Annotated in this window: 11 protein-coding genes; 2 read left to right on the top strand and 9 right to left on the bottom strand. The window is 41.4% G+C overall.

Going from position 1 to position 13,155, the window contains the following annotated elements; genetic code table 11:
- Window positions 1–13: 13 nt before the first annotated feature.
- The 4 genes from recO to ACM44_RS05065 are packed head-to-tail and all read right to left on the bottom strand — an operon-like array spanning window position 14 to window position 4,697.
- Complete coding sequence (gene recO, locus ACM44_RS05080; protein WP_048498983.1) at window positions 14–703, bottom strand: DNA repair protein RecO; 690 nt, start codon at window positions 701–703, stop codon at window positions 14–16.
- A complete protein-coding gene (gene porZ, locus ACM44_RS05075; protein WP_048498982.1) occupies window positions 703–2,979 on the bottom strand; it encodes a type IX secretion system anionic LPS delivery protein PorZ in 2,277 nt (758 codons plus the stop codon). The genes recO and porZ overlap by 1 nt, the downstream gene beginning before the upstream one ends.
- Window positions 2,980–2,983: 4 nt before the next feature.
- Window positions 2,984–3,934 carry a bifunctional metallophosphatase/5'-nucleotidase gene (locus tag ACM44_RS05070; protein WP_048498981.1) on the bottom strand — a complete coding sequence of 317 codons (951 nt, stop codon included), beginning with the start codon at window positions 3,932–3,934 and terminating at the stop codon, window positions 2,984–2,986.
- Entirely contained in the window at window positions 3,927–4,697 is a 771-nt protein-coding gene (locus ACM44_RS05065; RefSeq protein WP_048498980.1) for a 5'-nucleotidase C-terminal domain-containing protein, read from the bottom strand. The genes ACM44_RS05070 and ACM44_RS05065 overlap by 8 nt, the downstream gene beginning before the upstream one ends.
- A 111-nt stretch (window positions 4,698–4,808) precedes the next feature.
- Between ACM44_RS05065 and dapA the strand changes: the two genes are divergently transcribed.
- Complete coding sequence (gene dapA, locus ACM44_RS05060; protein WP_048498979.1) at window positions 4,809–5,681, top strand: 4-hydroxy-tetrahydrodipicolinate synthase; 873 nt, start codon at window positions 4,809–4,811, stop codon at window positions 5,679–5,681.
- 88 nt (window positions 5,682–5,769) lie between these two features.
- On the opposite strand, the gene gcvT is transcribed toward dapA, so the two are convergent.
- Complete coding sequence (gene gcvT / locus ACM44_RS05055) at window positions 5,770–6,852, bottom strand: glycine cleavage system aminomethyltransferase GcvT (protein WP_048498978.1); 1,083 nt, start codon at window positions 6,850–6,852, stop codon at window positions 5,770–5,772.
- Window positions 6,853–6,913: 61 nt separating this feature from the next.
- Window positions 6,914–8,401: a histidine ammonia-lyase gene (gene hutH, locus ACM44_RS05050; protein ID WP_048498977.1), complete on the bottom strand. Its 1,488-nt coding sequence runs from the start codon at window positions 8,399–8,401 to the stop codon at window positions 6,914–6,916.
- 84 nt (window positions 8,402–8,485) lie between these two features.
- Here hutH and uvrC point away from each other — a divergent pair, with 84 nt between their 5' ends.
- Window positions 8,486–10,282: an excinuclease ABC subunit UvrC gene (uvrC, locus tag ACM44_RS05045; protein WP_048499171.1), complete on the top strand. Its 1,797-nt coding sequence runs from the start codon at window positions 8,486–8,488 to the stop codon at window positions 10,280–10,282.
- Here the strand turns inward: uvrC and ACM44_RS05040 are convergent, their stop codons facing one another.
- From ACM44_RS05040 to ACM44_RS05030, 3 genes are read right to left on the bottom strand one after another with little or no spacing between them, the layout of a single operon-like run.
- Complete coding sequence (locus tag ACM44_RS05040; protein WP_048498976.1) at window positions 10,283–11,032, bottom strand: hypothetical protein; 750 nt, start codon at window positions 11,030–11,032, stop codon at window positions 10,283–10,285.
- 30 nt (window positions 11,033–11,062) lie between these two features.
- Window positions 11,063–12,145 (bottom strand): putative type IX sorting system protein PorV2, encoded by a 1,083-nt coding sequence (locus tag ACM44_RS05035; RefSeq protein ID WP_048498975.1) that lies wholly within the window; start codon window positions 12,143–12,145, stop codon window positions 11,063–11,065.
- Entirely contained in the window at window positions 12,145–13,038 is an 894-nt protein-coding gene (locus ACM44_RS05030; RefSeq protein ID WP_048498974.1) for a DMT family transporter, read from the bottom strand. The genes ACM44_RS05035 and ACM44_RS05030 overlap by 1 nt, the downstream gene beginning before the upstream one ends.
- Window positions 13,039–13,155 lie beyond the last annotated feature (117 nt).

The raw sequence follows: 13,155 nt of genomic DNA, 5'->3' as shown, positions 1-13,155 counted from the left end.
TTTGAATTAAATTCTATTCGTAAACCTGGCGCATGATTTCCAGCGATTTCGGGATCCGGAAACCGGAAAAATGAATCTGGTAATAGCGCATCAGCGAATCGGTAAACAGATTTCTGTCAGTTCTTTTCAATGAAATTTCATAGGGATTCGGTGCAGCTAAAAAATGATGCCAAATCTGAGAAAGTTTCTCATCAAATAATTCGTGGATTTCTTCGTGCCCGAAAGTGCCCGATTCTGGATGAAGGAATTGTTGATCGCTGAGTAGTGGGGCAATTCCGGAAATTTGGAGAAATTTCACCAGAAACGCATTATAAGCATTGATGTTTCCGCCCAAGGTTTCCTTCCGGACTACCGTTATTTCATGGAAAATGGTCTCGCTTTGCCTTTCCTCCCTTAAAACCTGATTCAGGAATTCTGCCACGAAAAACAGGATGGTGTTTTGCACAAGATTCCCTTTTTCTTCATGCTCCTCCGCCGGTTCCAATTTCGAAATATTCGGAATTTTCCCTGATTTGTTGGCGGGAATTATCGAGATATTCAGTAAAATCAGCGGAATGAGATAGGGCTTTTTTTTGTTTCTAGGCGCATAAATGCCTCTTGCAAAAAAGCTCTCAAATCCGGATTCCTGCGAGAAACAATGCAGCACAGCATCATTGTCGCCGTATTTGATGTAGGAAAGGAGAAAGCATTTTTGATCTTGCATTAATTCACCACTGCGATTTTGGCGGTCGCTTTATCGGTTGCATCAGCATTGGTCATTAAGACAAAATAGATTCCGGAAGCTACCCGGACTCCACGCTGGTTATTGAGATCCCACTCATAATAACCACCACGCGCAACGGCTTGGTGAACAAGGTTTCCGGCGGCATCCGTAATTCTGATGTTGGTCTTATCTGCTAAACCCCTGATTCTGACGTTTCCTTTGTAATTGGCATAAACCACGGGATTGGGATACACCAATACATCTCCAAAGTTGGAAGTCACATCTAAGACGTCACCTTGGTAAACCATGATTCCGTCTGCAGTCACGAAATAGACTTTTCCGGTTTTGCTGTCAACTTTTATGTCTGTCACGCTATTTGTAGGGAGCGGCGAGTTTTCTTTGGTAAAGTGCAAAATGGTTTGCTCACCCGTGGAACTTAAATAAAAAACACCGCCGCCGTCAATGGATACCCATTTTTGATTTCCGGAATCCACTTCGATCTGCAAAATGATACTGTCCCTGAATAGTTCCTCTCCAAGTCCATTTTGTTCGATGATGATGGGTTCCACAGTGGGCGTGTTCTTGATTTCAGTTGCAGCGGATCTCAAAATCCTTAGTCCACTTTCCGTTCCGATCCATCCGTCACCGTTTTTATCGATCGTGAAAGATAGCGTTCCTCCGGAGTTGCTTGGTAATCCCTGATCTTTTTGAATGACGTAAATCTGGTCATCAGAAACAGGTTGGGTATTTTTGTAATCCACAGCTCCGAAATTGTTGGAACGTGGAAATGGAATCCAAAGGTATCCTTCCGAAATATAAGCTTTTTGTACCGCCTCTCCATTTGGAGCCACCAAAAGGTTTCTCCCGTTGAAACTGTCACTGGATGGGTCGAAAGCCAGATATCCGGTTGAGTGATTGGAATAAGTCGGGGTGTAGTAACTTGCCGTCGCATAGAGGATTCCGGTGTCGGTATAGGTTAATCCAACTGGTCTGTTGTAAGAGTAATTGTTCCCCAGCGAATAGTATTTTTGAAAATCAAAATCTTTAGTGCCTGGATTGTATTTCATTCGATAGATTCCCTGACCTGTGTTCTGATTATAATTTGTAAAAAAGAAATCAGTTTTTACGGATGGATTTTGAACTGCGTCCAAAACATTAAACTGAATAGGATTATTTTTGAAGTAGCTCGGATAAATCCATTCAGAACCATTGAAATAATAGAAACCCAGATTTTTGGGATTGTACCCTGCAAAATTGAAACGAGCTTCCCGGAATCCGGTGGAAACCACCAGTTCGCTGCCATTGACAGTAATTTTATATGAAAAATTATTATAGGGTCCATCTGGTTTCAGGATTTCACCGGATTCCTTTTTCATTCCGGAGAGTACTGTTCCTGCGTATATCACGGAATTGCTGTAGAAACCTGTATTCAAAGATTCGGATGCATCGTATGATTTTACAAAAGCACCTGTAGTACTAAAAATTTGCACAGTCTGGGAATCCGCTACAATAATATTCTGCGGAGTGGCTACCACATCTTTCACTCCATTAAAGGTTTTTGGAATTGCATTAAAAGTGGTGCCGTCACCCACAAATACTGTGGTGCTGTTTGCATAAGCCATCGCTGCTGTTGACAAAGAAATCTGCGTGAAATTACCGGATGCCGCAGTGTTCCAGGTGCTGTAAATCGGGAAAGTTACGTCCATTTTGTGGGTCTTCAGACCCGTGGAGGTTAGTGAATAAACGGTGTCACCTTTAATGACCGATTCTCGTGCTGCATCATAAACTCCACCATTGTTGAAGAAAGCGGAATCCCCGAATTCTTTTTTATCCAGTTTAAAGATGGAAACGCCATAACCCACTGAAATGACCGCTAAATTTCCGGTAATATGAATATGGTTGATTTTTTTGTCTCCCATATATCCGGTTGCAATAGGAATGTCCACTACGAATGTAATTCCCTCCGGGGAAATAATGTCCATGGAACCGCTACTGTAGCCAACAAGGCCTATTTTGGTGTCCGGATTATAGTCAAAAGCAGAAATTTTCACCTCATGTAAACCATTTGCTTTGGAGAGTTTCTTGATTTCCCCGGTAGCCGGAGTGTAGTAAAAAATTCCGTTTTCAGTGGCTGCAATGAGCTTTCCTGCATCTTCACGGATTTCCAGTACGTTGTTGTAAGAAAATAGGTCGCTCCATTTGCTGGAGGTGATTACCTGTGCAAATGTTTGCGAAACAGATATTAACAATAAAAAAAGTAGGGATTTCTTCATCATTGGGCTAAACTAAAATTTTTTCATCTATAACTTGATTGTGCCACGAAATATTTTTCACGGTTTTATTTTCATCGAAATAAAAATCGATTCTTCCCAAAAGCAATCCAGCCCAGCCAACTTGGTTCACCAGGACATTTTTCCCGCTTTTGTTGATAAAGTTTTGTGGTTCAGGCAAAAAGGTGTGGGTGTGTCCGCCCAGAATCAAATCGATTCCGTCTGTGTTTGCTGCCAACAATTTGTCTGAAATCTTTTTGGGATCGTCTTTGTAATCATATCCGATATGCGAGAGGCAAATCACCAAATCGCATTTTTGTTCTTTCCTTAGAAATTCCGAATAGTGCTGAGCGATTTCTATGGGATTTCGGTAAACCGTTTCGCCATAACTTTTCTTCCCGACCAATCCGGCGAGTTCAATTCCCACGCCGAAAATTCCGACTTTAATGCCGTTTTTTTGGAAAGTCTTATAGGGAATTGTGTGTCCGTCTAAAATGGTGTTTTTAAAGTCATAATTCGAACAGATGAATGGAAATTTCGCATTGGGCTGAACTTTTTTGAAGCCTTCCAAGCCATTGTCGAAATCATGATTTCCCATCGTGGAGGCATCATAACCCATCATCGACATTAACTTAAATTCCAGTTCGCCACCGAAAAAATTAAAATACGGCGTTCCCTGAAAAGTATCTCCCGAATCCAATAAAAGGACGTTGTTTTCCTCCTTTCGGATTTTTTGGATCAAAGCCGCCCTTCTTGCAAAACCGCCCTGGTTCGGATTTCTGCTGTAGCTGGAATCAAACGGCTCGATTCTGCTGTGCTGGTCATTGGTGTGGAGAATAGTCAGTTTGGTTGCAGATGATTTTTCCAGAAACTTTAGGTTTTCTGCTAAAAGCAAATTCGGAGCTAAAGTCATCGCTAAAGTTCCGCCACCAATCATTTTCAGAAATTGCTCTCTAGTCATCGGTTTTGTTCTTTTTGTTTTTAAAAAGTAGTCGCACGTCTTTTGGAATGGTGATTTCTGGATTTTCTTTGAATTTTTCCAGGAACAAATCCCGCAGTTTAATTCCGGTCGAAATCATTTCGCCTTTGCCAAAAAACGCCATGTTGTCGCCACCTAAAGCCAAATAATCTGAAGTCGCGATGTAGTAAGTTTTAGCGGGATCCACTTCTTTTCCATTGATCAATTCCTTCACACTCATTCCGTTATCGGTTTCAATATATAGTCTGGAAACAGGATTGTTTTTCTGGGTTTTCGCATAATATTCGTAAAGACCTTTCAAATCCGAACCTTTCATCTTCACGATCATCACCTCATTTTCAAAAGGCATCACTTCGTATACATGTTTGGTCAGAATATCTCCTTTCCCGATCGTGGACCGGATTCCGCCTACATTGATCACCGCAGCATCCACACCGGTTGGGATTCCGTTTTTCCTGGCCCAGTTGTCTGCTCCTTCAAAGGTATAATCTGCAAGCAAATTCCCGAGATTGCTGTTGTCTCCCTGTTTGTTTAAATCCACATTGGTGTGAGAAATCTTGGTATTCATTTTTCCTTCCAACTCGTTTTTGTAAGGTTCGATGAATTGAGTGAATGTGGGATCTTCCGGTAAATCTTTTGCAATGGAAATATTTTTCTCGGGGCTCACTTTGGCCACAGTCATCGCGGTTCGGCAAGATGAAAGCGACAAAACGATCAGTCCAAGAATCAGAAATCTGTTTTTCATTGAGATATTATCTAGAGTTGCAAATATAGAGATATGAATATTAAGTTCTGATTTTTTTTCGCAAATTCTCGCATTAATTTTCGTAATTTTGAAACATTAATTTTATTTAAAATGAGCAATTTAAGAGGAGTTGGTGTTGCTTTGGTAACGCCTTTCAATGAGGATCTTTCGGTTGATTTCGATTCGCTGACAAAACTGGTGGAGTTCAATATTGCAAATGGCACCAATTATTTGGTGGTTCTAGGAACGACCGGGGAATCTGCGACCCTGTCCTCTGATGAAAAAACCGCGGTAATCAACCATATTATTAAAGTAAATAATGGCCGTCTTCCGTTGGTTTTGGGAATTGGCGGAAATGATACGATGGCGGTGAAGAAACAAATTGAAGAAACTGACTTATCCGCATTCGAAGCCGTGCTTTCTGTTTCGCCATATTACAACAAACCGAACCAGGAAGGGCTTTACCAACATTACAAAGTTTTGGCGGGAACCGGCAAAAACATCATTATTTACAACGTTCCTTCCAGAACCGGACAAAATATTGAGGCAGGAACAACCCTTCGACTGGCAAACGATTTCCCGAATTTAATAATGGTCAAAGAAGCCGCGCCGAACATTTTGCAGTATTTCGATATTTTAAGGAAAAAACCGGCAAATTTCAATTTGGTTTCAGGGGACGACGAATTTACGCTCCCTGTAACTTTGGCAGGTGGAAACGGTGTGATTTCGGTGATCGGACAAGCTTATCCGAAAGAATTTTCAACCATGGTACAGCTTGCTTTTGACGGAAAAGTGAAAGAAGCTTATGAAATCCACAACAAACTGGTGGAAATCACCCGACTGATTTTTGCCGAAGGAAATCCTGCCGGAATCAAATTCGTTTTGGCTGAAATGGGAATTGTGAAAAATTATCTCAGACTTCCTTTGGTTGCAGCCAGTGCAGGTTTGCAGGATAAAATTAAGACTGAAATGTCCAAAATCTGATTCGAAGAAAATTCCGTTTACCTAAAAAATGAAGGACTTTATTACAAAGTCCTTCATTTTTTTTTTAGAGCTGATAAGAAACAAATCCTTACACAAAAGGAGTTTTCACCACTTTGGCGGGAACGTTTTTATTTCTGATCTGGATGAAAATATCTGAACCTATCTTGAAATTAGGTTTTGCGACGTAAGCCAAACCGATTCCTATACTTTTCATCGGACTCATCGTTCCGGAAGTCACCACGCCGATTTCATTTCCTTCGGAATCCACCACCACATATCCGTGTCTTGGAATGGCTCTTTCCTGCATTTCAAAACCGACCAGTTTTCTGGAAATGCCTTCTTCCTTTTGTTTTGCAAGAAATTCCCTGTCCACGAAATCCTTGTCGAATTTGGTGATCCAACCCAATCCGGCTTCGAGTGGGGAGGTGGTGTCGTCAATATCGTTTCCATAAAGACAGAACCCTTTTTCCAGGCGCAAAGTATCTCTGGAAGCCAGTCCGCAAGGAATCAATCCGAATTCTTTTCCGGCTTCCGTCAATGCGTCCCAAAGTTTCACGGCATCCTCGTTTTTAAAGTAAATCTCGAAACCGCCGCTTCCGGTGTATCCCGTGTTTGAGATGATGACATGGGAAACGCCGTCCACAGTTCCTTCCACGAAATGATAGTAAGGAATTTCGGAAAGATTGGTGTCTGTCAATTTTTGCAAAGTTTCTGTCGCTTTCGGACCCTGAATCGCAATCAGTGACATTTCATCGGAAGCATTGGTCAATTTTGCTCCGAATCGGTCATTGTATTTTTGGAACTGTTTCCAGTCTTTATCGATGTTTGATGCGTTTACTACGATAAAATATTTTTCATCGTTCATTTTGTAGATGATCAGATCGTCCACAATTCCGCCATTTCCATTCGGCAGACAAGAGTATTGCGCTTTTCCGTCTTCAAGCAAATCCACATTATTGGTGGTGATGTATTGCAGCAAATCTTTTGCAGAAGGACCTTCCACAAAAAACTGTCCCATGTGTGAAACATCGAAGATGCCCACTTTTTCGCGTACCGCAAAATGTTCTTCGGTTACGCCAGAATATTGAACCGGCATTTCGAATCCTGCAAAAGGCACCATTTTAGCCCCCAAAGAAACGTGTTTGTCGTATAACGCTGTTCTTTTTTCCATTCCTAAACTTTTATTTTGAATTTTATTTTTAAAGTTAACGAAGTTAAGGTTTTCAGGTAAATTAATTCACCTCAAATTTCCTGTCTTTTATCAGTTGCGCGATCGCTAAAATATCTTCGCCGATCAACCGGTCATCCTCTAATTTTGGAACTTTCGTTCGAATTAAATCATAAGCGGTTTCCACGAATTTCGAGCATTTCGCAGGTCTTCGGAATTCCAGTCCCTGTGCGCCGAACATCAGTTCCACGGCCAAAATATTTTCAAGATTTCCTAAAACCTGATTGAATTTCCTTCCCGAAATACTTCCCATGGAAACATGGTCTTCCTGTCCCAAACTGGTCGGAATGGAATCTGCCGATGCCGGAAAACAAAGCGTTTTATTTTCAGTAACTAAAGCCGCGGAAGTGTATTGCGGAATCATAAATCCCGAATTGAGTCCGGAACTTTCCACCAAAAGTTTTGGTAGTCCGTATTTTCCTTCCAACAAAAGATAACTTCTGCGGTCGGAAATATTCCCGATTTCTGCCGCCGCCAAAGTGGCGTAATCCAAAGGCAAAGCCAGCAACTGACCATGGAAATTTCCGCCGGAAATTGATTCTTCCGCACTTAAAACTATGGGATTATCGGTAACGGAATTGAGTTCGGTTTCTGCCAGATTTTTCAGATGTTCAAAAGCATTTCTGCTCGCGCCGTGAACTTGCGGAACACATCGCATGGAATACGGATCCTGTACTCTGTCGCAAAATTCATGGCTTTTCAGGTTGTCGGAATTTTTCAGGAATTTCAACATTCTTGCCGCTACTTTTTTGCTGCCCGCAAACGGTCGGATTTCATGAAGTTCTTTCTTGAAAGGACTTGCCGAACCGCGATAAGCTTCCAGACTTAACGCTGCAGTCAAATCTGCCAAATCCAGTAAGTATTCGAATTTATTTAAGCCTAAAATGGCGTGCGCCAAAATGAACTGGGTTCCATTGATCAGTCCTAAACCTTCTTTTGGTCCAAGTTTTAATGGTTTCAAGCCATGTTTTTTCAAAACTTTGGAAGTTTCCGCGGGATGTTCATTTTCCCAAACTTTTCCCAAACCCAGAAGCGGCAAAACCAAATGCGCAAGCGGAGCTAAATCTCCGGAAGCGCCCACAGAACCTTGCTCGGGAACAACCGGAATGATGTCTTTCTCCAACATCAAGATCAGTCGTTCAATCACCTCCAGTGAAACTCCCGAAAATCCTTTTGAAAGGGCGTGGATTTTAGCAATCATCATCACCCGTGAAAAATCTTTGGGAATGGGTTTCCCAACGCCAACTGCGTGAGAAATGATCAGGTTGTGCTGAAGTTGGGCGGTTTCTTCTTCCGATATTTTCACATCGCAAAGTGGTCCAAATCCGGTGTTGATGCCATAAACCGTGCGGTCTGATTCTACGATCTGCTGAACGTTTTTCTGGGATTTCAGAATCTTGTCTTTTGCTGCCTTATTGAGTTTCGCTTTCTTGGGATTTTCCAAAATAGCCATTATATCGGAAATAGTGAAGGTATCTATGCCGTAAATCATTATTAATTATTTGGTCTTAAAATTACGGTTTTTTCGAGGATTATGAAAATTCCATTTCCAAATCCATTTCCCTATTTTTGTACCATGAATCCCAATTTGGAACTTCAGCTCAAAACTTTGCCTTCAGATCCTGGAGTTTACCGTTATTATGATAAAAACGGGCAGCTTCTGTATGTGGGAAAAGCAAAAAATCTGAAGAAAAGGATCCTTTCTTACTTCAACAAAAATCTTTCCGGCTACCGAACCAAAATCATGGTCGGGAAAATACACCGGTTGGAAACAACTGTGGTAAACAGCGAGTACGACGCACTTCTCCTTGAAAATAACCTGATCAAGGAACATCAGCCGTTTTATAATGTGATGATGAAGGACGATAAGTCTTTTCCATGGATTTGCATTAAAAACGAGGATTTCCCGAGGATTTTTATGACCCGGAATCTGATTAAGGACGGTTCGGAATATTTTGGTCCTTATGCAAAAGTTCGTCCGGCAAAGGTTTTGCTCGAAACCATTAAACATATTTATAAAATCCGAAGCTGCAACCTGAACCTTTCACCTGAAAAAATCGCGGAGGGAAAATACAAGGTTTGCCTGGAATACCACATTAAAAATTGTGAAGGGCCATGTGAAATGTTCGAAAGCAAAGAGCATTATGATTCGAAAGTTGATGCCATCCGCGGGATTATCAAAGGTGATTTCCGGAAAGCGAAGGAACATTTGATTGGTCAGATGATGCAATATGCTGAAAATCTGGAGTTTGAAAAAGCCCAATCGGTGAAGGAAAACATGGCATTGCTTGAGGATTACGAACATAAGCACACCGTGGTAAATCCGAATATTGACGATGTGGATGTTTTCGGGATGACGAGCGACGAAACGGCGGTTTATGTGAACTATTTCAAAATCCAGAACGGAAATATCATTCAAAGCTACACCACCGAAATCAAAAAAGTCTTGGAGGAAACCGATGAAGATATTTTGGAAGAGGCGATTATCGAAATCCGGCAAAAATTCAATTCGGATTCCAAGGAAATTTTGTTGCCGTTTCACCTTCCCACCGAGATTCCCAATGTGAAGCTGATTGTGCCAAAAGTGGGCGATAAAAAGCGAATCGTGGAACTCTCAGAAAAAAACGCGAAGGAATACCGGGTGGAAAAATTGAAACAGGTCCAAATCGTGGATCCGGAAAGGCACACGAACCGAATCATGGCGGAAATGCAAAAACTGTTGAGAATGCCGGTTGAACCGCGCCACATCGAGGGTTTCGACAATTCAAATATTCAGGGAACGAACCCGGTTTCGGCGTGCGTGGTTTTTAAAGACGGAAAAGCGAGCAAAAGCGATTACCGGATTTTCCATCCGAAAACGGTTGAGGGAGCGAATGATTTTGCGACCATGGAAGAAGTGGTTTATCGCCGGTATAAAAGGCTGATTGAAGAGAACGAGCCACTTCCGCAATTAATATTGATTGATGGCGGAAAAGGGCAGCTTTCCTCTGCGGTAAAGAGTTTGAAGCTTTTGGGACTTTATGGGAAAATCACCATTATTGGAATTGCAAAACGTTTGGAAGAAATCTATTTTCCTGAAGATTCTATTCCGCTTTATATTGACAAAAAATCGGAGACTTTAAAAATTCTTCAAAGGGTTCGCGACGAATCCCATCGTTTCGGCGTGAAACACCACAGAACCCGCAGAAAAAATTCTACCATCAAATCCGAGCTGGAAGAAATTCCCGGAGTGGGAGAGAAATCAGTGGAACTTTTGCTTTCAAAGTTGAAATCTGTGAAAAGGATCCGTGAATCCAATTTGGAAACTCTGGAAGAGATCCTCGGGAAATCACGGGGGAAAGTGGTCTTTGAATATTTTAACGGAACGGATTAATTATTTCCTGGAAAAAACCTGCTTTCCAAAACTTCCATCAGAATTAGGGGTCTCAATCACAATATTTCCGTTTTCAAAATAACCGAAAGTCGCCGTACCGTTTTCCAGCTGAACCCGGTAAACATCTTTTTTGGAGGTTGCGGAGAAAACTGCGTAGGGAACGGATTGATTCGGATTTGCTAAAATAAACTGATTTTCAGAGAGTTTAATTTTGTTTAAAGTCAAAGTCCCATTGGTATAGACTTCTGCATTATTTTGCGCAGCGATTCCGTTTTGGGTTTCGGTTTTTGGTTTCGGGTTTGCATTTTCGTTCTTGGAAACTGTTTCAGTCGGCTCTGTCATTTGGGACGACGCGTGAGTTACGGGATTTGAAACATTGATTCCTTTCATGGCGTTTTCCAGCGCATTCTGCATTCCTTCTTCTAATTCCTTAAGGTTTGATTTTCCGTCAAAAGTTGCAATCGTCTTATTTTGGCAGTCTTTGAAATCTACCCGAACTTTGTTGGTGAGAAAATTTCCGGTGTCTACAATTTCCGCATGTAATGACTCGCAGCTGGTTTGGATCGGATCGGTCAGAATTACGTATTTTTTGCTTTTCAATTTCTTTGCCAACAGGTCGCTCAAGCCGTATTTGTTGGCCTTTGCATTGGCGAACTCTTTGGGGATAAAAATATATTGGTAATCGGAAATATTTTGTCCGGAAAGTATTGCAAACAGGAAAATAAAAGATAATTTAAAGATGTTTTTCATGATTTTTTCATTGACTTAAACAAAGGTAACTTAATTCCTGAAATTGCCCATATCCAGTTTCAAAGAAAAGAAATTGGAATAAAAGTTGGAGCCGCCGACTCCCGAATTGGTAATGGCGTAGTCCAAAGTCAGCCCCTGATATTTTATCCCGATTCCCGCGCTGGGCTGAAAGGAAATTTTTCTCTTCAGACTTTCGATGTCGGTGACGGTTTGAAAACGGTTGACGCCCACTCTCACAAAAATCATATCCTGAAATTTCAATTCAGCACCTGCATAAGGTGTAATGCTTGCAAAATCTGTGGAAATCAGAGCAGCAGTTTTGGCGAAATCGATATTGAGACCTGCTTCCGGTTCCAGTTCCAGATCACGGTTGATCTCAAAATTTTTGCTCATGCCCAGGTTCAGTTTCGGCATGGTGATTTCCATTTTGTCTTTTGGAGCGGGGTTGAATTCCTCACCATTCACCACGGCGGAAAGTTCCTTTTGGTTCACGTTCCAGAAATTCACGGTGGTTGTGGCGTCTCTCAGCATTGCACCATATTTCCAACCGGTATCCGCAAAATAAAGTGCTCCCAAATCAAATCCAAATCCGAATCCGTTTGCGAATTTACCGACATTTCTATAGACCAGTTTCGCATTCACTCCCACTGCAAGTTTTTGATTTCCACCCGGATTAAATGCGTAAGACAATATTCCCGCATAATCGGACTGGGAAAAACTGGTGATTTTGTCATAATCAATATTTCCTTCGGAATCGATCATTTGAGTGGTGTTCAAAATATTATCCACACCCAATCTGACAACAGAAATGGCGAAAGTTCCGTTTTTGTGATCAAGTGCTTTTGCATAAGCGATATAGTCGTATTTTGCGATGGATTCGAAATATTCCGCGTGCATTGCCGCTCCTTGCCAATCGCGCTCGATTCCGATCAGTCCTGCCGGATTCCACATTGGGGAATACACGTCGTTTTGGTTGGAAATCACCGCTCCTCCCATTGCCAAACCTCTTGCACCGGCGCCAATATTCAAAAACTCGTTCGAGTATTTTCTCACGATTTGTGCTTGGGAAAGGATTCCTGAAAGAATTAAAAAAGTAAGGAAGAGTTTTCTCATCAAATTTCTAATTTTTTGGTCGCGGCATTTCTTCTTTGCTTTATCACGCCGTTTGCAACAATCGCCAGAATCATTATCAATGAGGCAATATAGAAAACCGGACTCATCTGCTCAGATTCCCCAAAGATAAAAAAAGCGAGAATAATCCCATATATCGGCTCCAGATTTACCGTCAAGATCAAGGTAAACGGAGAAATATATTTCATCAGCTGAACCGATTCCAGCATCGGAAAAGCGGTAAAGATACTTGCCAGTAATAAGATTAACGCCAAATCCCGGTAACTTATTTCATGGAGCTGGGAAATTTGACCGGTAAACAAATAGAAAAAACTTAGGATCAGCAAACCCGAAAAAATTTCGTAAAAAATAATATTTCCTGAACTGGTTTTGCCAAAGATTTTTCCATTAAAAACGGAAAAAACAGTTCCGAAAATCGCCGTTAAGATCCCAAAGAAAATTCCCTCCTTATACTGAAATTCTGTTTTAAAGATCAATCCCATGCAGATCACAATCACGATTCCCATGATGACTTCTGAAATGTCAATTTTTCTTTTAAAGATAATAGGTTCAAGAATCGACGCAAAAAGCGTGGAAAGCGAGAGGCAACTCAATGCGATGGAAACATTGGAAACCTTGATGGAGTGGAAGAAACACAACCAATGAAACGCCATAAATCCACCAATTGCGGACAGCTGCAAGAACAGTTTCTTGGAAATCTTTAGACTTTCCCCCTGAAAAAAACGGATGAACAAAAAGAGGAAGAACGCTGCAAAAGCCATTCGGTAAAAAACCAGAATCTGCGCATTGGCATGAATCAGTTTTCCTAAAATAGCAGTAAATCCCCATAAAAATACGATGAAATGCAACCGAAAAAGTGCAGGTTTATTGACCATGAAAAACTGTCTGTTTTGAAGTTCCGCAAAAGTACGAATTTGGTTTGAGTTGAGCTATTGCCTTAGACCTCTCGGAATTGGCATTCAGCAACTCGATGCTCAAAAAAAACCCCAAAA

Source organism: Chryseobacterium koreense CCUG 49689 (assembly GCF_001045435.1).
GTDB lineage: Bacteria > Bacteroidota > Bacteroidia > Flavobacteriales > Weeksellaceae > Kaistella > Kaistella koreensis.
The sequence above is the reverse complement of the archived record's forward strand: the minus strand, read 5'-3'. Positions and strand labels throughout refer to the sequence as shown.